Genomic DNA, 21,813 nt, shown 5'->3' on the forward strand with positions numbered 1-21,813 from the left:
TACCCATCCGAGTGTCGCCGCGTCACAATGGAAGAACCGCTCAACCCGACACCAGAACGCTCCCGCGCTGAGCCCCGCACCCAACCCGGCCCTGGACCCAGAACCCACGAACACTGAAACCTCGTTTATGAACTGGCCGGGCGCCCGTTATTCGTCGTCTGTGTCGTCGCCGCTGACGTCGAGCCAGAGGTCTCCGGGCAGTGCCAGCAGGCGTTGCAGCAGCGGCCGGTCGAGTTCGGCGGCGTGCTCGGTGGCGTGTGAGGCGATGTAGCAGAACCAGTTCGCCTCGTATCCGGTCTGGACCAGGTCCCATAGGAGGTGGGTGACTGGTTCAAGGGCGGTCAGGAGCCGATTTAGCTGGGTGGCCAGTTCGACGTCGGACTCCATGCCGGGGCTGGAGTTCAGCAGCCATAGGGAGGAGTCTCGGGTCCGGGTTGATCGGCGGCTGACGGGCGTGCCGGACTCGAGTGCTGTGGTCGGTTGTAGGCCCAGTCGCTGGGTCACCGCTGCGGCGGTCAACCCTGCGCTTCCCCACAGGCGAAACGTCGCAGTGGTCTGCACACCGGTCAGTGTGCGTGTCTCGGCCTGGTTGGCGCCTGCGGTTTACCTGCCCGGTCGTCATCGCGGCGGGCCAGTCGCCGGGTCATTATGATGATCATTGACCACTGGACGAACACGGCGTGGTGGGCGGGCAGCCGCCCGTAGTCGCGGCAGGTTCGCCGGCAGCGGGTGATCCACGACAGGGTACGTTCCACCACCCATCTGCGGTGATGGACCTGGAAGCCGACTTGGCCGGCATCCCGAAGTTCGTGGTGCCCTACGCGAGTCGGCCGACGAGCCAGCTGTGACCGATTCCTCGACCCGGATCTGTACGTGTCTGGCGCCGGTGTGCGGGTCAGGAACATCGACCCAGGTCAGCGCTTTGGGGCCGCCGTACATGGCGGTGGCGGCTCAGAGTCCGGTCTGGCGTTCGAGGTGTTCTGGGTAGCGGGCGCCCTGGATCTCGATCTTGTCGGTGGCGTCCTGGATCTCGGTGAGGTCGGCGTCGGACAGCTCGATTTCGGCCGCGCCGAGGTTCTCCTGCAGGCGTTCGATCCGGCGGGTGCCGGGGATCGGCACGATCCAGGGCTTGCGGGCGAGCAGCCAGGCGAGCGCGATCTGCGCCGGGGTGCTGCCTTTGCGCACGGCGACGCGGCCGAGCAGGTCGACCAGGTCCTGGTTCGCCTGCCGGGCGTCCTGTTCGAAACGCGGGATCGACGCGCGGATGTCGCCCGCGGTGAACGTGGTGCTGGTGTCGATCTTCCCGGTGAGGAAGCCTTTGCCGAGCGGGCTGAACGGCACGAACCCGATACCCAGTTCCTCCAACGTGGGCAGGACCTCGGCCTCCTGGGTGCGGGTCCACAGCGAGTATTCGCTCTGCACGGCGGTGACCGGCTGCACGGTGTGTGCGCGGCGGATGGTGCCGGCGGCGGCTTCGGACATGCCGAAGTGCCGCACCTTTCCGGCCTCGATGAGTTCCTTGACCGTGCCGGCGACGTCCTCGATGGGCACATTCGGGTCGACGCGGTGCTGGTAGTACAGCTCGATGGTGTCCAGGCCGAGCCGCCGCAACGACCCTTCGACGGCGCGTTTGATCACCTCGGGCCGGCTCGACGTGCCGACCGGCTTGCCGTCCTCGGTGAACTCGAACCCGAACTTCGTTGCGATCACGACCCGGTCCCGGATCGGGGCGAGGGCCTTGCCGACGAGTTCCTCGTTGACGAACGGCCCGTAGACCTCGGCGGTGTCGAAGAACGTGACCCCGCCGAGGTCTACGGCATCGCGCAGCACCTTGATCATGGCTTGCTCGTCACCGGGGTTCGGGCCGTAGCTCTGGCTCATCCCCATGCAACCGAGCCCGATCGCGGAGACCTCAAGGCCCTGGCCGAGCATTCGCATCTTCATGCCAACTGTTCCTCTCTGATGGCGCGGCGGCGCCCTGGGCGGGGCTGAGCAGACGACGCCCATATCGGGCTCGTCGTCGCCGCGGCTGATCGACTACGTGTCTGATTCCTCGCCCACCTGCGACGTCGTGGCGTCGTGGGTGGCCGACCAGTTGGCCAGCATTCGCAGCCCGTCGGCCGACAGCGTCGCCCTGCTGTGCACCGAAGCCGGCCGTGACCCGTACGACAAGAGCCTGTCCGACCTCGTGGGCGAGTTGTCGACCCGCAATGAGGCGTGTGAGCGCCTCCGCCTTCGCGGTCTCGCTGGTCGGCCGCCGAGGAGAACTTGCACCAGCCACCCGCGTGACGGTCTGAGTGTTGCGGACGATTACTTCGCTACGCCGGGTCGACGCGCATCGTGGTGGCGGTGGCCGGCGGGCGGGTCATCGTCTGGGTGTACGACGATCGGCCGTACTTGCTGCGGTAGACGTCATCGATCCGGGCGTTCAGATCCGGATCGTCGGCGGCGGTGAAACGGACCTCGTGCCGTTGACCGGCGGCAACGACCGAGCCGGTGCCGTACCGGTGGGCGCGCCGGAACCAGATGCCGGCGTGCCCTTTCCAGGACCGCACGTACAGATCTCCGTCGACGGCCACGATCCAGATCGGGGTACGCACTTCGGGCCGATCCGGCGCCGGTACGACGATGTCGATCTCCCCGGCTTCGGCCAGGTGCCGGGCGGAGGCGGTGTCCCATGCCATGACGTACCCCTTTCATGAGGGTGGGTGGGTCAGACCTATTCGGTCGGGGCGTCGGCGGGGGTGGTCGTCGCGGCCCAGCTGGCGAGCAGGCGCAGGGCATCGCCGGCGGGGGTGCCGACTGTCGCGCTGTAGGCGGTCAGGGTCAGGCCGGGGTCGGCGGGCAGCGGCATGGCCTCGAAGGCGAGGTCGAGCCGACCGACCACCGGGTGCTGGAAGCGTTTCACGCCGGTGTGGTGCAGGCGCACGTTGTGCGCGGCCCACCGGGTCCGGAAGTCGTCGCTGCGGGTCGCGAGCTCGCCGACCAGGTCGCTGAGCGCCTTGTCGTACGGGTCGCGCCCGGCTTCGGTGCGCAGCAGCGCGACGGTGGTGTCGGCGGCCTCGTCCCAATCGGGGTAGAACTCGTCGGCGGCCGGGTCGAGGAAGCAGAACCGGGCCAGGTTGACCGGCCGCGCGGCCGCCTCGAACGCGGGGGAATAGAGCGCCTCACTGAGCCGGTTGGCGGCCAGGATGTCGAGACGCCCGTTGCGCACGAATGCGGGGGCCTCGGTCATCGCGTCCAGCAGGCTCTGCACGCCCGGCCGGATCTGCTGCTTCGCAGGCCGTCGCCGCACGCGGGGGCTGGTGTTGGCGGCGCGGGCGAGGTCGTAGAGGTGGGAGCGTTCTGCGTCGTCGAGCTGCAGGGCTCGGGCGACGGCGTCCAGGACGCTGTCGGAGACGCCGGAGAGGTTGCCGCGCTCGAGGCGGGTGTAGTAGTCCGGGCTGACCCCGGCGAGCATGGCGACCTCGGCGCGGCGCAGCCCGGCGACGCGGCGGGTGCCGCCGAAGGCGGGTAGTCCGGCCTGTTCGGGGGTAATCCGGGCGCGCCGGGAGGCCAGGAACTCGCGAACATCGTCCTGCGTATCCATGACAACCACGCTACGGCCACGGCCTCGGGGCATGGGGGTTCTGTCATTACCTGCTACGGCAAACCCTCCCACCGGCGCCCGGCGCGCGCTTACCTGGGTTCATGGAACTTCTCCCCGTTCGTCCGACCGTGAAGACGCCCGCGCAGACGTTCACCGGCGACGTCTACATGACCCCGATCTACAACGGCTCCGGGCCGTCGAAGATGACCGCTGCGCTCGTGCGGTTCACGCCCGGGGCCCGTACCAACTGGCACTCGCACGCCGTCGGGCAGACCCTGCACGTCACCGAGGGCGTCGGCCTGGTCGGCACCCGCGACGGCTCCGTCGTACGCATCCACGCCGGCGACACGGTGCTCTGCCCACCCGACGAACAGCACTGGCACGGCGCCGCCGCCGACACGTTCATGAGCCACCTAGCCCTGCTCGAGGCAAAGGCCGACGGCAGCGACCCGACCACCTGGCTTGAGCCGGTCGCCCAGGACCTGTACGAGAAGGCGAATCAGCAGTGAGCGACCTCACTTCACGACAGCAGGCGACAGCGACCATCGGAGCCTTCACCGCCGCGGGCCAGCTCCCGCAACTGCGCGACGCCCTTGCCGACAGCCTGGACGCCGGTCTGACGATCAACGAGATCAACGAGATCCTGATCCAGATGTACGCCTACGCGGGCTTCCCGCGCAGCCTCAACGGCCTCGGCACGTTCATGGACCTGCTCGAACAGCGCCGCACCAAGGGGATCACCGACGAGGCCGGCCCCGAGCCGACCCCGCTAATGAACGACAAGAGCAGTGTCGAGCTCGGCACGGTGAACCAGACCAAGCTGTCCGGCAAGCCGGTGACGGGCCCGTTGTTCGACTTCGCGCCGGCCATCGATGAGTTCCTCAAGGGACACCTGTTCGGTGACATCTTCGGCCGCGACAACCTCGACTGGCAGAGCCGCGAGATCGCCACCGTCGCCGCCCTGGCCACCCTCGACGGCCTCGAGTCGCAGCTGCAGTCGCATCTCGGCATCGCCCTGAACACCGGGCTGACCGAGACGAACCTGCGCGGCCTGATCACGATCCTGCGCGAACGGGTCGGCGAGCCCCAAGCCGACCGCGCCGCCGCGGTCCTCGACAAATTACTGAACTGAGACTGGAGACAACCAAAATGCGTGCAACCCTCATGTACGGCCCGGGCGACGTCCGCGTCGAAACCATCACTGACCCGACCATCGAGCGACCCACCGACGCGGTCGTCCGGGTCGTGCGTGCCTGTGTCTGCGGCAGCGACCTGCACCCGTACCACTCCATGCCCGCCTCCGACCAGGGGCAGCAGATGGGTCACGAGTTCCTCGGCGTGGTCGAGCAGACCGGCTCCGACATCGCCACGGTCAAGGTCGGCGAACTGGTCGTGGCATCTTTCTCCTACCAGGACAACACCTGTGAGTTCTGCCGCGCCGGTTTCCAGACGGCCTGCTCCCACCCTGAGTTCGGGTTCTTCAGCGCCGCGCAGGCCGAGCTGGTCCGCGTCCCGCTGGCCGACGGCACGCTGGTTAAGCTGCCCGTCGGGACCGACTCCGAGTTGCTGCCGTCGCTGTTGACCCTGGCCGATGTGTACGGCACCGGCTACCACGCCGCCAAGCGCGCGAACGTGAGCCCGGGGGACACCGTCGCGGTCATCGGCGACGGCGCGGTCGGCCTGCTCGCCGTGCTGTCGGCCAAGCAGCTCGGCGCCGAGCAGATCATCCTGATGGGCCGCCACAAGGTCCGCACCGATTTGGGCATCGAGTACGGCGCCACCGACGTCGTCCCCGAGCGCGGCGAGGAAGGCATCGCCAAGGTCCGCGACCTCACCAAGGGCGGCGCGCTCAAGGTTTTGGAAGCCGTCGGGCACCGGCCCGCCTACGACCAGGCCGTCGGCATCGTCCGAGCGGGCGGTGTGATCAGCCGGGTCGGTGTGCCGCAGTACGAGGAGGCGCCGGTCGGCTTCGCCAGCCTGTTCGGCCGCAACATCACCCTCAACGGCGGCCCGGCACCAGTGCGCGCGTACATCGACGAGCTGCTGCCCGGCATCCTCGACGGCAGCGTCGACCCCGGCAAGGTCTTCGACCGCACCGTCAGCCTCGACGAGGTGCCCGCGGCCTACCGCGCGATGGACGACCGTGAGGTCCTCAAAGCCCTCATCGCCTTCTAGGTCACACCAGGGCTGCACCACACGCTGCGGGCGATTGTCGCCGGTCACCCGCAGGTCTCAGGGAGCCAGGAGCAAGCACAGACATGACACAGACATCCGAACGCCCGGCCGCGGGTCGCACGCTGGCAGTCGCGGCGGCGGGCACGACGATGGTGCTGATCGCCTTCACCACCCCGCTGGCGACGCTGCCCGCCACGGCCGCAGGTGTGCACGCCGGCCCCGGGGGCCAGGCGTGGATCCTGAGCGGGATGAGTGTCGGCTGCGCGGCCGGGCTGCTCTGCAGCGGTGCGCTCGGCGACGACTACGGCCGCCGCCGTATGTTCCTGGCCGGCGCGATCGTGCTCGCGGTCGGCTCGTTGCTCGGTGCGGCCGCCCCTGATGCACTGGTCCTCGTGCTGGCCCGCATCCTGCAGGGCCTGGGCGGTGCCGCGATCGTGGCCTGCAGCCTCGGCCTGATCGGCAACGCCTACCCCGACGGTCCCGAGCGGGCCCGGGCGACTGGTGTCTGGGGCGCCGCCCTCGGCGCGGGGGTCGCGATCGGCCCCTTCTTGGCGCTCGGCCTGCAAACCGTCGCGGGGTGGCGCCTGCCGTACCTGGCCGTGGCCCTGCTGACCGCCGTACTCGCCGTAGCCGGGCACCGGACGCTCGCCGAATCCCGGGCCGCCCGGCCAAGCCCGGTCGACGCCGCCGGGACAGTGCTGCTGGCTCTGGGACTGTCCGCGCTACTCGCCGGACTGGTCGAAGGCCGCACCGGCTGGACCCAGCCCGCGACGCTCGGCCTGCTGCTGCTCGGTGTGGTCCTGGTAGCCGGGTTCGTGACGGTGGAACACCGCAGCCGGCACCCGATGCTGGACCTGACGTTGCTGCGCCGCCCCGACTTCGCCGGTGCGCTGATCGCCGCGCTCGCCACCGGCGCCGGAGTGCTGTCCCTGACCTCCTACACCCCGATCATCGTCCAACAGGGCCTAGCCGGCTCCGCCCTAGCCGGGGTGTCAGCGATGCTGGCCTGGTCCGGGCTCAGCGCGCTCACCCCGCTGACCGCCCGCTGGCTCTCCACCCGGGTCACACCGCGCATCCAGCTGATCGCCGGGCTGCTCGGCTGCGCCGCCGGGCAACTAGCCCTGCTCGGGCTGCACCGCGGCGACCACGTCTCCCGGATGCTGCCCGGCCTGCTGGTCGCCGGAGCGGCCAACGGGGTGCTCAACGCCGCGCTCGGTCGCCAGGCGGTCTCCAGCGTGCCGGCCGAACGGGCCGCAATGGGCAGCGGCGCCAACAACACCGCCCGCTACGTCGGCTCCGCGATCGGCCTGGCCCTGGTCTCGATCACCGTCGCCGGCGGTAGGCACGAGCCGGCGGCGGTGCTGCGCGGCTGGAACACCGCCGTCCTGATCACCGCCGCGTTCTCCCTGGCCGGCGCGCTGATCGTCCTGCTCGCCCGTGACCGTGCCCCCGTACCGGTCCTCGGCTGACTCCGAAGGAACCGCTCTATGCGAATCACCCTGACCGTCGGCGCTACCGTGCTGACCGGCACGCTCGCCGACAACCCGACCAGCCGCGATTTCGCAGCGCTGTTACCCCTGACCTTGAGCCTGAGCGATCACAACAGAACCGAGAAGATCAGCTACCTGCCGCGCAAGCTCACCACCGAGGGCGCCCCGTCCGCGACCGCCGCCACTGCCGGCGACCTCGCTTACTACGCGCCCTGGGGCAACCTGGCGATCTTCTACCGCGACTTCCGCCGCTCCCCGGGACTGATCACGATCGGTTCGCTCGACGGGGGCCACGAGCTGCTCCCTGGCCAATCCGGCGACTTCCCCGTGACGATCGCCCACGCCGACTGACATTTGCCCACCGGTTACCGCGTGGGACACCGCCGTCGCGGCGACTCCATGTGCAGCAGGCCGCTGCGTGGGTGAAGCGTCACCTGAGGAGGTGGGGGGTGCTCGCTCTGGTCCTGGTCGTCACGCTGGGGGCGGTACAGCTCGCCTCCAGGTTGCTCGCGCGCTCGCTGCGGATCGCCCCACCGGTGCTGCTGCTGGTGTGCGCTGTCGTACTCGGTTTCGTGCCGGTGTTGCGCAGCGTGCAGCTGCCGCCCGAGATGGTGCTGCTGCTGTTCCTGCCGGTGCTTCTCTACTGGGGAAGCCTGACCACCTCACCGCGCGAGATCCGTGACAACCTGCGGACCATCCTGCTCAACAGCACCGTTCTGGTGCTTGTCACCGCCGCCGTGACGGCGCATGCCCTCGGGTTGGGGTGGGGGCCGGCGTGGGTGCTCGGCGCCGCGGTCGCCCGACCGACGCGACCGCGGTGGGGGTGCTGGCCCGGTCGCTGCCGCGGCGCACCGTCACCGTGCTGCGCGCGGAGAGCCTGGTCAATGACGGCACCGCACTGGTGATTTACGGCTTGGCCGTCGGTATCACCGTCGGCGAGGAACATCTGAGCGTGCCGCACGTCGGCGGGTTGCTGCTGCTGGCTTACGGCGGCGGAGCGCTGGGCGGGATCGTGGTCGCCTGGCTTGGCGTACAGGTACGCAGGCGTCTCGACGACCCGCTGCAGGAAAGCGTCACCGTCCTGCTCCTGCCGTTCACCGCCTACCTGCTCGCCGAGGCCGTGCACGCCTCCGGTGTCCTCGCGGTCGTGATCTGCGGGCTGATCATGAGCCAGGCCGGGCCACGTATCGGGCGTGCAGCCGCCCGGGTACAGATCCAGCCGTTCTTCACGCTGGCGGCCTTGTACCGTGCCAAAACTGTGCTTCGCATTCGTGACCTGGGGATTTGCGAGTGGATCAAGCGGCTCGGCGGTATTCGTTGATCGCGCCACCGAGAACCCGTCGCCGGCGGATCGGCCTTTCGATCGCGATGACCGCGCCGGGGTCGTAGTCGGGTGGATGCTGGTTCAGGCTCTGGTGTGGCCGGTGCCGGTCGAAGTGGTCCTCGTAGGCGCGGAGCACGGTGCAAGCGTGCTGTTCGTTGTAGATCAGTACCCGGTCGGTGCACTCGGCCCGGACGCTGCGCACGAAGCGTTCCGCGAAGGCGTTCGCCCGAGGCGTACGTGGAGGAGTCTTCACCACCTTGATGCCTTCGGCGGCGAATACGGCGTCGAACGACGCGGTGAACTTGGCGTCGCGGTCGCGGATCAGGATCCGGAACCGTGTCATCCGATCGCCGAGGTCCAGCACCAGGTTGCGGGCCTGCTGGGTAGTCCAGCCAGCAGTCGGATGTTCGGTGACGCCGAGGATGTGTACCCGCCGGGTCGTGATCTCCAAGCCCGCGGCGCCGTCGCACCGACTGATGCACTCCTTCGCTATCGCAATGGCCAACCGGCCACCTATCGGCGCTACGACCTGATGTGGAGACGCATCGGCCGACAGCTGCCGTGGGTCGCCACCCAGGGCATCACCACCCACTGGCTGCGCCACACCACTCTCACTTGGGTGGAGCGGCATTTCGGCTATGGTGTGGCCCGCGCCTACGCCGGACATTGGGCCTGCCCCGTTTTGACGGACATCCGAGATCAGGGGACCTGGGGTCTCCGGGAGGATGTCCAGCATCATGGAGAACGTGGGGAAGAAGCGGTCGCGGCCTCGGCGGTCGTTCACGGCGCAGTTCAAGGCCGAGATCGTCGAGTTGTGTCAGCGTGGTGACCGCACGGTTGGGCAGGTCAGCCAAGATTTCGACCTGACCGAGACCGCGGTGCGTGACTGGGTCAAGCAGGCCGAACTCGACAGCGGCGCCCGTACTGACGGGCTGACCTCGGATGAGCGAGACGAACTCGCGCAGCTTCGGCGTGAGAACCGCCGGCTGCGTGAAGACGTCGATATTTTGAAGCGGGCGACGGCTTTCTTCGCGAAGGAGACCCGGTGAACGTGTACCCGTTCATTGAGGCGGAGCAAGCCGGCAAGCACAACGTCAAGCGCGCGTGCGAGCTACTCAAGGTCTCCCGGTCCGCCTACTAGCAGCAGCAAAGCGGCGTCCAGTCCCAGCGGCAGCGCGTCGACGCACAGCTCACCTCGAAGATCACGCAGGTGCACGCGATGTCGAAGGGCACCTACGGAGCACCGCGGGTCCACGCCGACCTCGCCGACGCCGGGCTGCGACACGGCCGCAAACGCGTCGCCCGGCTGATGCGATGCGCCGGGCTGGCCGGCAAGAGTCCACGCCGATGGCGAACGACCACCGTGCCCGACCCGAACGCCAGCAGACGACCTGACCTGGTCAACCGTGACTTCGACACCGACCCGGCCGCGATCGACACCCGCTGGTGCGGCGACATCACCTACATCAACACCTGGCAAGGCTGGCTTTATCTGGCTACCGTCATCGACCTGGCCTCGCGCCGGGTCGTGGGCTGGGCGGTCGCAGAGCACCTGCGCACCGACCTGATCGACGCCGCCCTCACCGATGCCCTCGTGCGGCGCCGCCCGCCGTCCGGACTGGTGTTCCACTCCGACCGCGGCTGTCAATACACGAGCGACCAACACGCCCGCCTCGCCGCTGCCCACGGCATCCGCCTATCCGTCGGCCGGCGCGGGCAGTGCTGGGACAACGCGGTCGCCGAGTCGTTCTTCGCCACCATCAAAACCGAACTGCTACACCGCCAGCCCTGGCCCACCCACAGCGCTGCCCGGCAGGCAATATTCGAGTACATCGAAGGCTGGTACAACACCCGCCGCCGACACTCCACCCTCGGCTACCTCAGCCCCGCCGCGTTCGAGGCCACCGATCTGCACCGGGTACCGACAAGCCACGCAGCCTGAATAAGATCAACACATCGACCCTGTCCGTCAAAACGGGTCAAGCCCACATACCGACCGCCGCGGACCCGCCACCACCACCTACATCAAGGCTCCGCGCCGTAGCCGCAGGGGGTCGGGACTCACCGCATCGGGTGGCGCTCGGCGAACTCCCACACGATCGCGCTGGCGTCCGGGCCCGCGTGATCGGTGTAGCGGCCATCGCCGTCCGGTCCCGGCCACGCGTGCCCCATGTCCTGGACGCGGTACGCCTCGACGATCGACGAGCCGTCCGGCGCCGTGATCGTCGAATGCGTGTACGCGTGCCGACCCTCGGCGGCTGGCACGGACACGGTCTCCTCGGTCGGGTCGAGGCTGCCGTTGGGCAGCCCGTCGTCGACGAGATCGCCCACCGCGGTCCAGTGGGCGACGAGGCGGGTGGCGACCAGGGGTGGCACGACCTCGTCCCGCTCGCCCTGAATGATCAGCAACGGCACAGGGCGAGCCCGCTCACCCATCTGGGCCCAGGCCTGACGTGCCGTGTCCAGCGGCGACGTCGATTCCGGGTCGTCCGGGTCGACCTGGTTGAGGCCGTACTCTCCGCCGGCCACCGAGGTCACCGTGGCAAAGACGTCGGGGTGGGTCGCGGCGAGGATGACGGCGGTCCCCGCACCCCAGGAGGCTCCGGCGACGTGCACCCGCGCGGGATCCGCGTCGTACTCCTCGACCACCTGGCGGGCGACACCGGCGAGCAGTGCCGGCTCGCCGGTGTGCCGCTGTTGGTCGCGGGGATCGGAGGAATTCCAGCAGGCGATCACGTTGCGGGAGATCAGTTGCGTGGGATAGACGACGATGAAGCCCTCCCGGTCGGCCAGGCTGTTGAACTGCGTCGTGGACTTCATGGAGTTCCACCCGTAGCCGGTCATTGCGCAGCCGTGGATCGCCATGACGACCGGCAACCTGCCCGTCCCGTCCAGGTGGGGCGGGACGTGGACCTGGTAACGCTGCGACCCGGCGTCACCGTTGTAGACGTGGTTGCGGTCGCCCTCGCCCATCTGCCAGGGCAGGCCGAGCTGGAGGCCGGCGACGCCGAGGCTGGCGGCGGCCACGACGGTGACGAAGATGCCGGAGACGATCCGGAGCCATCGCCGTCGTGGACGACGCGGCGAGTGCGGCGGCGCGGTCACACGGGCCTCCTTTGCGGTATGGGATGGGCGTCAGACGGATGTCTGATCCAGTTCTTGTGCAACAGGGCCTAGCTTCGAGGAAGCACGGTGATGGCCGCGATGGCGCTGTTGACGACGGTGGCTGTCACGGTGCGGGTCACGGCTTCCGCTGCGGCGTCGGCACCCCAGTCGCCCTGCTCGAGTTGCTTGGCTCGGCTGATTACCGGTGACGTCCATGGGATCTCTCTGTGGAACTGTGGGAGCGTTCCGCTCGCCGAGAGCAGCGCCGCTAGGGCGGCGACACGGGCGTGCGGCTCGGCACCGTCTACGAGGACCTGCCGAACGTCGGCGAGCAGGCGGGCCCGTCGTTCGGTTCTGCCGTCGCGCAGGGCCGTCGTCCGGAACAGGCCGAGCACCTTGCGGGGCTCCTGGTCGATGTCGCCTCGCGCGATGAGCCGTTCCAGCACCGGCTTGCGCAGAGCGGGACCGATCGCGGCCAGGGCCGTCTGCACGCCCCTCGGTTTCTCGGCGAGGTAGTCCCACGCCGGGCGCAGAAGTTCGTCCGACGGTGGGTGGTCCGCCACGCTGCTGACCCGCCCTCGGGCCGCTGTGGTCAGGTGATCGCCGAGGGCGAGGTCCGCGAGGACGGCTCCGCCGAGGACGTAGAAGAGGGTGTTCTCTCCAGCGATGGTCCCGGACGTGGGTTGGAACAGGAGCAGTAGGAGATCTTCTACCAGGGTTGGGGTGTGCGACTGGGGTTCGGTGGTCATCGGCGGGGCTCCCAGCGGAAGAGTCGGGTGGCCAGAGCGACGGCGATGACGACCCAGCCGAGCGTGGGCGCGAGCAGCAGCAGGGAGTCGGTCACGGCGACGCCGCCGTTCCAGGCGTTCATCGTCAGTTCGGTGGCAGCGCCGCCGGGCAGCAGCCGCTTGAGCCAGGCGAGGTTCTCGGTGCCGGAGATGCCCACCCAGCTGGCCATGGCGATCACCCCGAGGGTAACGGGCAGGGTGGTGACCTGAGCGTGTTCGGGGGAGTTCGTCAGCCCGGCGGTGGCCAGCGCCAGGCCGATCATCATGGCCACTGTCGCGAGGACCGCCACCACCAGCAGGGCGAGGTTCGCCGGTGCGCCGGCGACCATGGCCAGGGCGGTCAGAATCGCTGTCACCTGCACCCCGGCGAGGACGACCACTGGCAGCAGGAGCCCGCCGAGGATGCCAGCGTCGCTCTCAGCGGTGGAGCGCAGCCGCTTGAGGAAGAGATTCTGCCGCCGGGAGGCCAGGGTGGTGACGGCCGTGGCGTAGAGCCCGAACGCGGCGATCGTGAATATCACGATCGCGGCGATGTAGCCGAGGCTGCCGAGGGCGGCGTAGGTCTCGTGCTGGCGGACGAAGAACGCGCTGACGACCACCGGGACGATGAGGCTGGTGATTAGCACCAGTCGGTTGCGGAAGATCTGGATCAGTTCGCTGTACGCGATGGACAACACGGTGAGGCTCCTCTCGGAAGATCGAATCAACTGTTGATGGAGCGGAAGACGTCGTCGAGCCGGGTCGGTCCTGCCGCCAGGTCGCGCAGCTCCACCGCGTGGTCCTGCGCCCAGCTGAGCAGGAGGTGCAGGTCTTTTTGCAGCTCGAAGGTCCTGACCATGACCTTTCCGTCCCCGTCGACGGCGGCCCGCACCGGCAGCGTCGGCGCCGGTGCCGGGAGGGAGAAGCGGATGACCGCGGGCAGGGTGCGGGTCAGCTCGGAGACGGTGCCCTCCCGGTGCAGGGTGCCCTCGTGCATGAGCCCGATCCGGTCGGCGCGCTGCTGTGCCTCCTCCAGGTAGTGCGTGGTGAGCACGATGGTGGAACCGTTCTCCCGCAGTCGGTCCACGGTCGCCCAGACGGCGTCGCGGGACTGGATGTCGAGGCCGGTGGTCGGCTCGTCCAGGAACATCAGTTCCGGGGTGCCGTAGACCGCGGTGGCGAAGTCCAGCCGCCGCTTCTCCCCGCCGGACAACTGCGACACCTTGCGGCCGGCCCGGCCGGTGAGGTCGACCAGGTCGAGCACCCGGTCGACGTCGTCGGTGCGCCGCGTGAGCCGACCGACCAGACCGACGGACTCACGGACGGTGAGATCCGGGGAGAAACCGCTCTCCTGGAGCATGACGCCCATCCGGGGACGTACCGCTCGCCGGTCGGCGGGGCTGTGCCCAAAGACGCGTACGGTGCCCGAGGTCGGCCTCCGGTGCCCCTCGACAACTTCCAAGGTCGAGGTCTTCCCGGCTCCGTTGGTGCCCAGCAGTGCGTAGAGCTCTCCGGGCCGTACCTCGAAGGAGAGGTCCTTCACGGCGTGGAAGTCGCCGTAGGTGAGGTTCAGCCGTTCGACTTCGATAACTGGTGTGGTGGACATGCACCCATGACAGCGCGGACGCGGCCGTCCCGTCAGTGCCACCACGTCATCACCGCATGTGACGTGGTGTCACTGCTGGGCGCCGGCCCCCTGCCGGATACTGGGCTGGTGACTGCGAGATCGCCGCGCTTCACCGAGTCGACGCAGGGAAGGCTGCGCCGGCTCAACCTCGCCACGTCACTGCCGCCGGTGGTGTTCGCCGCGGTGGTCCTGCTCTGGACCGACGCGCGTACGTGGTGGCACTTGGTCGTCCTGGCGCCGGGGGCCGTGGCGGCCCTGGTGGCCTTCGAACGGTGGACTGCCAACGACCTCGCCCGGGTCGCGCTGCCCTGCCTGGTCGTAGCGGCAGCGGTCTGGCCGCTCGGGGTCCTGGTGAGCGGCAGCCCCAACGCCTACTGGGGTTTCTGCGCCGTCGGCTCGCTCGCCCTGCGCGAGGTGCGACGACACCGGAAGCTGGCGATGGCCGGGCTGTTCACCTACGTCGCCGCCGTCGGCGCGGCGCGGCTGCTGGTGCAGCGGGACGACATTGGTCACGTCCTGGTCACCTATGTCCTCATCCCGACCGTCCTCACCGTCGTCGTGACGGTCTTCACGGTGGTGGGCGAGCGGTTCTACGACCTCATCCGGGAGCTCGAACAGACCCGGGAACGCGAGGCGGAGCTGGCCGTGGTTCGGGAGCGCGTGCGGTTCGCCAGCGACCTGCACGACATTCAGGGCCACACCCTGCACGTCGTCAAACTGAAGATCGCGCTGGCCCAGAAACTGCTGCTGACCGACAGCGACCGGGCAGAAAAGGAACTAAGGGAGACATACGCGCTGGTCAGCGACACCATCGCGCAGACCAAGGAACTCGCCTACGCCCAGCGGCGGCTCAACCTCACCGCGGAGATCGAGAACGCGAAGAACCTGTTCGAGGCAGCCAGCATCCGGGTCCGGGTGACTCGGGAGGCCGAGGTCGACGCCCGCGCCGGCGAACTGCTCGGGCAGGTGCTGCGGGAGACGACCACCAACATCCTGCGGCACGCGCAGGCCACCCAGGTGCAGATCACACTGACGGCGTCGGGCATCACCATCGTCAACGACGGCGCGACCGCCACCACGCCCCCCGAGCTCAGAGGACTGGCGGCACTGAGGCAACGGGTGGCGGGCGACGGAGGTGAGCTGACCGTGGAACAGAAGGACGACCAGTTCCTGACCGCGGCGGTCTTCCCACCCGCCCGGGCCGAAGCGGCCCGGACCGTTACGGGGAAGGACGGCCGATGACCACCATCGTGCTCGCCGACGACGAGGCGCTGCTGCGCACAGCCCTGGCCGCGCTGCTGCCGATGGAGGGCGACATCACCGTTCTCGCCGAGGCCCAGGACGGCCGAACAGCGATCACCGCCACCCTGCGGCACCGGCCCGACGTGCTGGTCATCGACCTGGAGATGCCGGGCGTGGACGGCTTGGGCGCGGTCGCCGAGATCCGCCGCGAGCGACCGGAGCAGGTGATCCTCATGCTGACCCGGCACGCCCGCCCCGGCGTGCTGCGCAAGGCGTTGAAGCTCGGCGTCCAGGGCTTCGTCAGCAAGTCCGCCGAGCCGGCCCACATCACCTCGGTCATCGCCACCCTGCACTCGGGGAAACGCTGGATCGACCCGGACGTGTCCGCGCTCGCCGTCACCGAGGACAACCCCCTCACCGACCGGGAAGCCGACGTCCTGCGGGTCACCGGCGAGGGCTACTCGGTCGCCGACATCGCCGCTCGGCTCCACCTCGCCCCGGGCACCGTCCGCAACTACCTCTCCAACGTAATGCGCAAGACCCAGACCCGGACCCGCCACGAAGCGGCCCGCTACGCCCGCGAACACGACTGGCTGTAACCGGCGGGCCGGCCAGCCCTCACCGGGCGCGACCGTCCCACACCAATCGATGAACCGAGAGCATGACCTCCACCTGGATCATCACCCCGATCACCACGAACCTCCTGCGCGGCGCACTCGACGTGGAGCGCACCGCGCGCGGGGTGCTGCCGCACCGGCTGCCCGCCTGGGCCCGCGCCCAGTACACCGACGGGCAACTCGCCATGGCGGAGGCTCAGCCCGCCGGCGTGCGGCTGGCCTTCCGCACCCGCGCCACGGCAGTCGAACTTGACACGCTGCCCACCCGACACACCTACATCGGCCTACCGTCCCGCCCCGACGGCGTCTACGACCTGCTCGTCGACGGTCACCTGATCGCCTGATCTCGATCAGGGCCATCCGCGCCGCGCCGGCGATGCCACATCAGCATGAACATCGTCAGTTCCGTCTTCGACCGCATGCCAAATCCTTGCCAGGGTCGAGTCCTGTCCGACCGGACGCGGGACCGTGCGGTAACGGTCACCGCGTCCACCGCCACCGACCGGGACCATGAGTTCCGGCGTCTGGAGGAGGACTTCGACGCGCGGCTGGGGGTCTACGCGATCGACACCGGCACCGGCCGGACGGTGGGATACCGGGCCGACGAGCGGTTCGCGTACACGTCGACGTTCAAGGCGTTGGCCGCCGCCGAGGTCCTCGACGAGACCACCGACGCCGAGTTGGACCGGGTGGTCCGGTACTCGGCGGACGACCTGGTGACCTATTCGCCGATCACGGAGCAGCACGTCGCCGAGGGCATGACGCTGCGCGCGATCGCCGACGCGGCCGTGCGGTACAGCGACAACACCGCCGGCAATCTGATGTTGCGCCAGCTCGGCGGACCGCAGAAGTTCGAGAAGGAACTGCGCGAGGTGGGGGACAAGGTCACCGATCCGGCGCGCTACGAGACCGAACTCAACGAGGCGAGGCCGGGTGACCGGCGGGACACCAGCACCGCGGCGGCCCTGGCTCAGGACCTGCGGGCGTACGCCGTGGGAGACGCCCTCGAACCCGCGGACCGCGACGTGCTCAACGGTTGGTTGAAGGGCAACACGACCGGCGGCGAGCTGATCCGCGCCGGTGTGCCCGACGGCTGGGTCGTGGGGGACAAGACCGGTGCCGGTGGCTACGGCACCCGCAACGACATCGCGGTGATCTGGCCTCCGGACCGCGCGCCGATCGTCCTCGCGGTGCTGTCCAGCAGCGACCAGAAGGACGCCGACTACGACGACGCCCTGATCGCCCAGGCGGCCGAGGTCGCCATCACCGCGTTGTGACGGCGTGTCGGCCCGCCCCGGAAGCGTGCTGACGCCCGCTTGCCTGCTGCACCCGTGTGAATCGAGGTTGCCCCAAATGCCCATGCCTCGGCGCAGAATCCTGAACAACACCCTGTCGCTGATCGTCTGTGGCCTGCTGGTCGGCGTGGTGGTCGCGGCGGCTGCCTTCCCTCCGTTGGCGCTGTCCGGCATGGGGGCGAAGGCCGGCGCGGGGGCTTTCGGTGCGTTGCCGAGCGAGTTGACGGCGGCCCGCACGCCGCAGCTGAGCTACCTTCTCGCGGCCGACGGCAAGACCCCGCTGGCCACCATGTACGACGAGAATCGGCGCGACGTGAAACTGGGCGACGTGGCGCCGGTGATGCGCGCGGCGATCATCGCCGCCGAGGACCACGACTTCTACCGGCACAATGGGGTCGACCTCGCCGGCGTCGCCCGCGCGTTCGTCAACAACTCCTCCGGCGCCCGGGACCGGCAGGGCGCCTCGACTCTCACCATGCAGTACGTGCGGCTCGCCCTCGCGTATTCGGCGGACCACCCGGCCGACGTGGTCGCGGCGACGGAGGACACCACCGCCCGCAAACTTCGTGAGGTGCGGTACGCGCTCCAGGTCGAACAGGAGTTCTCCAAGGACTTGATCTTGGAGCGCTACCTGAACATCGCCGCCTTCGGCAACGGTGCGTACGGCGTCTTCGCCGCCAGCCAGGTCTACTTCGGCGAGCCGCCGAGCAGGCTCGGCATCGCGGAAGCTGCACTGCTGGCCGGCATGGTGAAGGCACCCACCACCAATGACCCGACCACCAGCGGCGGCCGTCCGCTGGCACTGGAGCGGCGCAACTACGTGCTCGACAACATGGTCACGACCGGCGCCGTCGCGCAGCCCGAGGCCGACGCCGCCAAGGCGGCGCCGATGGTGGTCAGGGACCAGCGTTCTCCGAACGGTTGCGTCGCCACGAACGAGAGGCGCTGGGGCTTCTTCTGCGACTACTTCTACCGCTGGTGGATGTCCCAGGACGAGTTCGGCGCCACCGCGTACGACCGGGAGCGGCGGCTCAAGGGCGGCGGCTACCGGGTGGTCACCACCCTCGACGTCCAGGCACAGCGCGGTGCCGACCAGCAGGTGCGGCGGCAGCCGCACGGCCGCGCAGGTGAAGGTCGCCGTGAACGCCCCGGTCGCCGGTAAGACCGGCACCACCGACCTGGAGAACTACGCCTCAATGGTGGCGATGACGAAGCAGTACGCGGTGGCCGGGATCCTGACTGACCCGGACTGGCCGCAGACTACCGCGAAGATGCGGCACCAGCAGCGCGACGGCATCAATCCGCCGGTCTACGAGAGCCTGGCGGCGGCGATGCACGGCAGACCGCCCATCGACTTCCCACCCGCACCGGCGGACCTCGCCCGCTGAGGCGGTCGGGACGCGTACCTCGAAATGTCACGGTGAGCTGGTGACACGGTGGCACTGCACGCCGGCTGCGGTCCGCGCTGGAATGGGATGTCCAGCATCTTCGAAAGGAATCTCCCCGATGAGCGCGCCACGATCCGACGGACCCTGGGTAGGAGCGGAACGCCCAGGCCCCTCTGCCGCAAGAGGCTCGGGTGTCCTGACGTCGGAGCAATCCGGGCCGGCCGTCGACAGCTCCCGGCCCTTCGGCGCCCACCTGCGCATGAGCTGGTGGAAGCCGCTCGTGGTCATCCTGGTGCCGCCGCTGGTGATGCTGCTTCTCCAGGTGGTGCTCTACCAGGTCGTGGGCGTCATCGAGGGCAGCGACGACCCGATGTCAGCCGACTTCACGCCGTTGAAGTTGTTGGCCATCAACATCAGCATCGGCGCGGCGGGCGTCTTGGCGATCCTGCTCCTGGTGTGGACCGCCAAGGTGCCGTGGCGGAGCCTGATCAGCTTTCCTCGAGCCTTCGACGCCCGCCGCCTGGCGTATTACCTGGTCGGAGCGGCGTTGCTGGTGGGTGCCGGGATCGGTGTCGTGGCGCTTGTCGCGCCCGACTCCCCGGGCTGGACAGCCTTCGGTGTCACCGGCACGACGATCGGGGTGCTGGTGGTCACCGTGCTGAGTACGCCGCTGCAGTCCGCCGGCGAGGAGTTGATGTTCCGAAGCGCCGTGCTGCCCGCCGCGGCGTCCTGGGTGCGTGCGGTGCGCCCCGCTCTGGTCGTCGGGCTCGTCGTGTCCGGCCTGGGCTTCGCCGTGGTCCACGGGTCGGCCGACCCCTGGTTGTTCGGCTACTACACGTTCATCGGCGTCAGCACCGGCGTGATGGCGATCATCAGTCGTGGTATCGAGGCGCCGGTCGCCTTCCACGTCGCCAACAACGTCCTGTTCGGGATCGTCAACGCGGTGATGGCGGACGGCGAGCCCTACGCGATCGACCGGTCCACCGACTCGGGTGACGCGACGCTGCTGATCCTCGGCGCGGTCAACGTCGCCATGGTGGTGCTGGTCTGGCTGCGTGAGCGGCGAGCCCGGACCAGCAGGCGCTAACCCCACCAGGGCAGGGTGCCCGTCCGCAGGTGGTCGTGCAGGCTCCGGGCGACCTGGGCCATCGTCGCCTCGCTGCCGGGCTGCGCGACGGCGGGCACGCGGGACGCGGTGAGCGCGGCGATGGCGTACGACTGCCCGTCAACATGATCCACCACCCCAATCTCGTGGCGCAGGTGCAGCAGGGTGCCGGTCTTGGACGACCAGCGGGATGCGTCGGAGGTGAAGTCGGGGGCGAGTCGCTGCCGGTGCAGGTTGTCCGCCAGCAGCGCCCGTACGCGGGCAGCGGTGCTCTCGTGGATCGTTGAGGGTCGCCAGAGCGCGTGCAGCAGGTCGACGAAGGCCCGTGCCGACCCGGCGTTGGCGCGGGTGACGTCGAGCTGGGCGACGGGATGGCCCTGCCCGGGGGTAGCCGCGCCGATGGCGAGGGAATGCGCCAGGTGCACGTCGTCGGGGCCGAGGCGTTCCGCCGGCGTCTCGGCGAGGTCGCCGACCCGTTGCCGCACGGCGATGCCCTCGATCCGCAGTCGCCGCAGTTCGGCGGCGACCGCGGCCGGCGGGACGAGGTCGAACAGGGCGTCGGCGGCAACTCCGTCGCTGACGGAGGTGCTCAGGTAGAGCAGGTCGTCCACGGAGATCCGCGCAGGATGGCGGAAGCGGCTGAGCCCGGTCGGGCCGGGAGTGGTGATCCGACCGGGCGCGACGTCGACCGGCGTCGCCGGGTGGAGTTCCCCGCGCCCGACCCGCTCCAGAACGGCAACCGCCAGCGGCACCTTGACCAGCGACGCCGTCGGGTACAGGGCGTCGGCGTCGAAGCCGATCTCCTGGCCGGTGTCGAGGTCGCGGACGAGGAAGGCGCCGCGCAGTCCTGCCTCGTCGAGCAGGTCACGCGCGTTGCGTACGACAGCGGTGGCGCTCATCCCGCATCTCCTGTCGAGCTGGCACCGGGTGCGCCATCCCCGGTCGCGCCCAGGCATCGCGCGACGTCCGCGTACAGGAGTGTGCGGAGGTGGGCGAGGTCCTCGGGTACGCCGGCGGCGACGTCGTAACCCCGGAGGAGTTGTGGGCCGGCGAGGGGGCACCAGTGCAGGGTGAAGTCCTCGGCCTGCTGGCGGGAGCAGAGCAGCAGGTCGGGCGAGACGAGGGCCGCCGCGGCGGCGTCGACCAGGGATGGCGCGATAGACACCTGGGCCGGTGCCAGGCCGGCCGACTGGCCGGCGCGGGTCAGCGGGTCCCGCAGTTGCGCGACGTCGTCCTCGGGCTGGATCAGGATCCGCCGGCGTGCCTGCGCGCGGGCTCGGCCGCTGCGCAGCGTCTCCAGGAACACCGTCGGCGCCGGGAATGGAGTCCGGGCGGCCAGCCCGAGCGGCACCCGCCAGAGCGCCGTCGCCTCTGGAACCGCCACGATCCCGGCTCCGACCTCGAGGGTTTGGCAGAGCCGTTCGCGCTCCTGCGGACCGGCGGGCCGTACCTCCAGGTGGATCCGCTGCCGTCGGGCCGCGGCCACCAGGGCGGCGAGGCGGTGCGGCGGGCAGATTTCGGGTACGGCGACCCGCAGCGGCCGCAATCGGGCCCGCTCGGCGTCGTCGGCCATGGCTTCGGCGAGGTCGACCAGGCGTCGCGCTGTCGGCAGCATGTCCTGCCCGAAGGGGGTCAAACGGACCGCGCGGGAGGTCCGGTCGAACAGCCGCGACCCGAAGTGCTCCTCCAGGGCGGCGATGCGGCGGCTGGCCACCGACTGGGGGATTCCCGCCGCTGCGGCACCGGAGGTGAAGCTGCCGTGGCCGCTGACGGCGACGAAGGCCCGACACGCGGCGACGATGTCCATCCCACCAAACCTATACCCGTAACGCATGGGCGAGGTCGCAGGGATCAAAACCGCCATCGTTCGTCGGCGGCCCGAGACGCCGCCGGACTGACCGACACCCGCATGGCCGGCATGGCGCCCAGGGTCGGCCATACGATTCAGGGGGCGCCCAACCTGAGGACGGTTCAGGATGCGGCAGACAACGTCGGCTGCCGCGATCCGGGTGCTGGTGACCGGCGTACGCCGCAAGACGGGCGCTCCACTGGCGGAACTGCTCGTGGCACGGCGGGGCGTCGAGGTGCG

At 69.6% G+C, this 21,813-nt stretch carries 24 protein-coding genes and 3 pseudogenes; 15 read left to right on the forward strand and 12 right to left on the reverse strand.

Translation table 11 applies throughout. The annotated features are described in order from the left end of the window. Nucleotides 1–147 precede the first annotated feature (147 nt). From ABZU25_RS16590 to ABZU25_RS16610, 5 genes and pseudogenes are all read right to left on the reverse strand, one after another. Complete coding sequence (locus ABZU25_RS16590) at nt 148–561, reverse strand: DUF4279 domain-containing protein (protein WP_355030193.1); 414 nt, start codon at nt 559–561, stop codon at nt 148–150. 140 nt (nt 562–701) lie between these two features. Beyond that, a pseudogene (locus ABZU25_RS16595) lies at nt 702–806 on the reverse strand (IS5/IS1182 family transposase); the annotation flags it as partial. A gap of 145 nt (nt 807–951) precedes the next feature. After that, on the reverse strand, nt 952–1,944 hold the full coding sequence (locus tag ABZU25_RS16600) for an aldo/keto reductase (protein ID WP_355030194.1): 993 nt from the start codon (nt 1,942–1,944) through the stop codon (nt 952–954). Nucleotides 1,945–2,318: 374 nt separating this feature from the next. Beyond that, the gene (locus ABZU25_RS16605) at nt 2,319–2,684 is read right to left on the reverse strand and encodes a DUF2255 family protein (protein ID WP_355030195.1); all 366 of its coding nucleotides are present in this window, start codon (nt 2,682–2,684) and stop codon (nt 2,319–2,321) included. Between the two features lie 35 nt (nt 2,685–2,719). Continuing rightward, nucleotides 2,720–3,589 carry a helix-turn-helix transcriptional regulator gene (locus tag ABZU25_RS16610; RefSeq protein WP_355030196.1) on the reverse strand — a complete coding sequence of 290 codons (870 nt, stop codon included), beginning with the start codon at nt 3,587–3,589 and terminating at the stop codon, nt 2,720–2,722. Nucleotides 3,590–3,690: 101 nt separating this feature from the next. Here ABZU25_RS16610 and ABZU25_RS16615 point away from each other — a divergent pair, with 101 nt between their 5' ends. The 7 genes from ABZU25_RS16615 (at nt 3,691) to ABZU25_RS16645 (ending at nt 8,575) form a co-directional block, all read left to right on the forward strand. Then, nucleotides 3,691–4,098: a cupin domain-containing protein gene (locus ABZU25_RS16615; RefSeq protein ID WP_355030197.1), complete on the forward strand. Its 408-nt coding sequence runs from the start codon at nt 3,691–3,693 to the stop codon at nt 4,096–4,098. Further along, nucleotides 4,095–4,721: a carboxymuconolactone decarboxylase family protein gene (locus tag ABZU25_RS16620; RefSeq protein WP_355030198.1), complete on the forward strand. Its 627-nt coding sequence runs from the start codon at nt 4,095–4,097 to the stop codon at nt 4,719–4,721. The genes ABZU25_RS16615 and ABZU25_RS16620 overlap by 4 nt, the downstream gene beginning before the upstream one ends. 17 nt (nt 4,722–4,738) lie before the next feature. Next, a complete protein-coding gene (locus ABZU25_RS16625) occupies nt 4,739–5,764 on the forward strand; it encodes an alcohol dehydrogenase catalytic domain-containing protein (protein WP_355030199.1) in 1,026 nt (341 codons plus the stop codon). An 83-nt stretch (nt 5,765–5,847) separates the two neighbouring features. Then, nucleotides 5,848–7,233, forward strand: coding sequence for an MFS transporter (locus ABZU25_RS16630; RefSeq protein WP_355030200.1), 1,386 nt, complete (start codon nt 5,848–5,850; stop codon nt 7,231–7,233). A gap of 18 nt (nt 7,234–7,251) precedes the next feature. Continuing rightward, nucleotides 7,252–7,605, forward strand: coding sequence for a cyclophilin-like fold protein (locus ABZU25_RS16635; RefSeq protein WP_355030201.1), 354 nt, complete (start codon nt 7,252–7,254; stop codon nt 7,603–7,605). Nucleotides 7,606–7,703: 98 nt separating this feature from the next. Next, nucleotides 7,704–8,159, forward strand: coding sequence for a cation:proton antiporter (locus ABZU25_RS16640; RefSeq protein ID WP_355030202.1), 456 nt, complete (start codon nt 7,704–7,706; stop codon nt 8,157–8,159). Next, nucleotides 8,072–8,575: a cation:proton antiporter gene (locus ABZU25_RS16645; protein ID WP_355030203.1), complete on the forward strand. Its 504-nt coding sequence runs from the start codon at nt 8,072–8,074 to the stop codon at nt 8,573–8,575. The genes ABZU25_RS16640 and ABZU25_RS16645 overlap by 88 nt, the downstream gene beginning before the upstream one ends. Here ABZU25_RS16645 and ABZU25_RS16650 read toward each other — a convergent pair. Continuing rightward, a complete protein-coding gene (locus tag ABZU25_RS16650) occupies nt 8,550–9,083 on the reverse strand; it encodes an integrase core domain-containing protein (RefSeq protein WP_355030204.1) in 534 nt (177 codons plus the stop codon). The two genes, ABZU25_RS16645 and ABZU25_RS16650, sit on opposite strands and share 26 nt — an antisense overlap. Before the next feature lie 220 nt (nt 9,084–9,303). Here ABZU25_RS16650 and ABZU25_RS16655 point away from each other — a divergent pair, with 220 nt between their 5' ends. Together ABZU25_RS16655 and ABZU25_RS16660 are read left to right on the forward strand one after the other, a co-directional pair. Then, a complete protein-coding gene (locus ABZU25_RS16655) occupies nt 9,304–9,627 on the forward strand; it encodes a transposase (protein ID WP_355030205.1) in 324 nt (107 codons plus the stop codon). Nucleotides 9,628–9,749: 122 nt separating this feature from the next. Next, a pseudogene (locus tag ABZU25_RS16660) lies at nt 9,750–10,520 on the forward strand (IS3 family transposase); the annotation flags it as partial. 119 nt (nt 10,521–10,639) lie between these two features. On the opposite strand, the gene ABZU25_RS16665 reads toward ABZU25_RS16660, so the two are convergent. The 4 genes from ABZU25_RS16665 to ABZU25_RS16680 form a co-directional block, all read right to left on the reverse strand. Then, nucleotides 10,640–11,683: a PHB depolymerase family esterase gene (locus tag ABZU25_RS16665; RefSeq protein WP_355030206.1), complete on the reverse strand. Its 1,044-nt coding sequence runs from the start codon at nt 11,681–11,683 to the stop codon at nt 10,640–10,642. A 68-nt stretch (nt 11,684–11,751) separates the two neighbouring features. Further along, nucleotides 11,752–12,432: a GPP34 family phosphoprotein gene (locus ABZU25_RS16670; RefSeq protein WP_355030207.1), complete on the reverse strand. Its 681-nt coding sequence runs from the start codon at nt 12,430–12,432 to the stop codon at nt 11,752–11,754. Next, nucleotides 12,429–13,148 (reverse strand): ABC transporter permease, encoded by a 720-nt coding sequence (locus ABZU25_RS16675; RefSeq protein WP_355030208.1) that lies wholly within the window; start codon nt 13,146–13,148, stop codon nt 12,429–12,431. Before ABZU25_RS16675 ends, ABZU25_RS16670 begins: the two co-directional genes overlap by 4 nt. A gap of 26 nt (nt 13,149–13,174) precedes the next feature. Further along, a complete protein-coding gene (locus tag ABZU25_RS16680) occupies nt 13,175–14,056 on the reverse strand; it encodes an ABC transporter ATP-binding protein (RefSeq protein ID WP_355030209.1) in 882 nt (293 codons plus the stop codon). Nucleotides 14,057–14,164: 108 nt separating this feature from the next. Here ABZU25_RS16680 and ABZU25_RS16685 point away from each other — a divergent pair, with 108 nt between their 5' ends. The 6 genes and pseudogenes from ABZU25_RS16685 (at nt 14,165) to ABZU25_RS16710 (ending at nt 19,706) form a co-directional block, all read left to right on the forward strand. Continuing rightward, nucleotides 14,165–15,319 carry a histidine kinase gene (locus tag ABZU25_RS16685; RefSeq protein WP_355030210.1) on the forward strand — a complete coding sequence of 385 codons (1,155 nt, stop codon included), beginning with the start codon at nt 14,165–14,167 and terminating at the stop codon, nt 15,317–15,319. After that, on the forward strand, nt 15,316–15,918 hold the full coding sequence (locus ABZU25_RS16690; RefSeq protein ID WP_355030211.1) for a response regulator transcription factor: 603 nt from the start codon (nt 15,316–15,318) through the stop codon (nt 15,916–15,918). Before ABZU25_RS16685 ends, ABZU25_RS16690 begins: the two co-directional genes overlap by 4 nt. A 62-nt stretch (nt 15,919–15,980) precedes the next feature. Then, nucleotides 15,981–16,280 carry a hypothetical protein gene (locus ABZU25_RS16695; protein ID WP_355030212.1) on the forward strand — a complete coding sequence of 100 codons (300 nt, stop codon included), beginning with the start codon at nt 15,981–15,983 and terminating at the stop codon, nt 16,278–16,280. Nucleotides 16,281–16,355: 75 nt separating this feature from the next. Beyond that, entirely contained in the window at nt 16,356–17,213 is an 858-nt protein-coding gene (gene bla / locus ABZU25_RS16700; protein WP_355030213.1) for a class A beta-lactamase, read from the forward strand. A 76-nt stretch (nt 17,214–17,289) separates the two neighbouring features. Further along, nucleotides 17,290–18,607, forward strand: a pseudogene (locus ABZU25_RS16705) (biosynthetic peptidoglycan transglycosylase); the annotation flags it as partial. Nucleotides 18,608–18,878: 271 nt separating this feature from the next. Beyond that, complete coding sequence (locus ABZU25_RS16710) at nt 18,879–19,706, forward strand: CPBP family intramembrane glutamic endopeptidase (protein WP_355030214.1); 828 nt, start codon at nt 18,879–18,881, stop codon at nt 19,704–19,706. On the opposite strand, the gene ABZU25_RS16715 is transcribed toward ABZU25_RS16710, so the two are convergent. Beyond that, a complete protein-coding gene (locus ABZU25_RS16715) occupies nt 19,703–20,623 on the reverse strand; it encodes a serine hydrolase (protein ID WP_355030215.1) in 921 nt (306 codons plus the stop codon). The two genes, ABZU25_RS16710 and ABZU25_RS16715, sit on opposite strands and share 4 nt — an antisense overlap. Then, on the reverse strand, nt 20,620–21,531 hold the full coding sequence (locus ABZU25_RS16720) for a LysR family transcriptional regulator (RefSeq protein WP_355030216.1): 912 nt from the start codon (nt 21,529–21,531) through the stop codon (nt 20,620–20,622). The genes ABZU25_RS16715 and ABZU25_RS16720 overlap by 4 nt, the downstream gene beginning before the upstream one ends. Between the last annotated feature and the right edge of the window lie 282 nt (nt 21,532–21,813).

Origin of the sequence: Micromonospora sp. NPDC005215 (assembly GCF_040607915.1) — a bacterium.
GTDB lineage: Bacteria > Actinomycetota > Actinomycetes > Mycobacteriales > Micromonosporaceae > Micromonospora.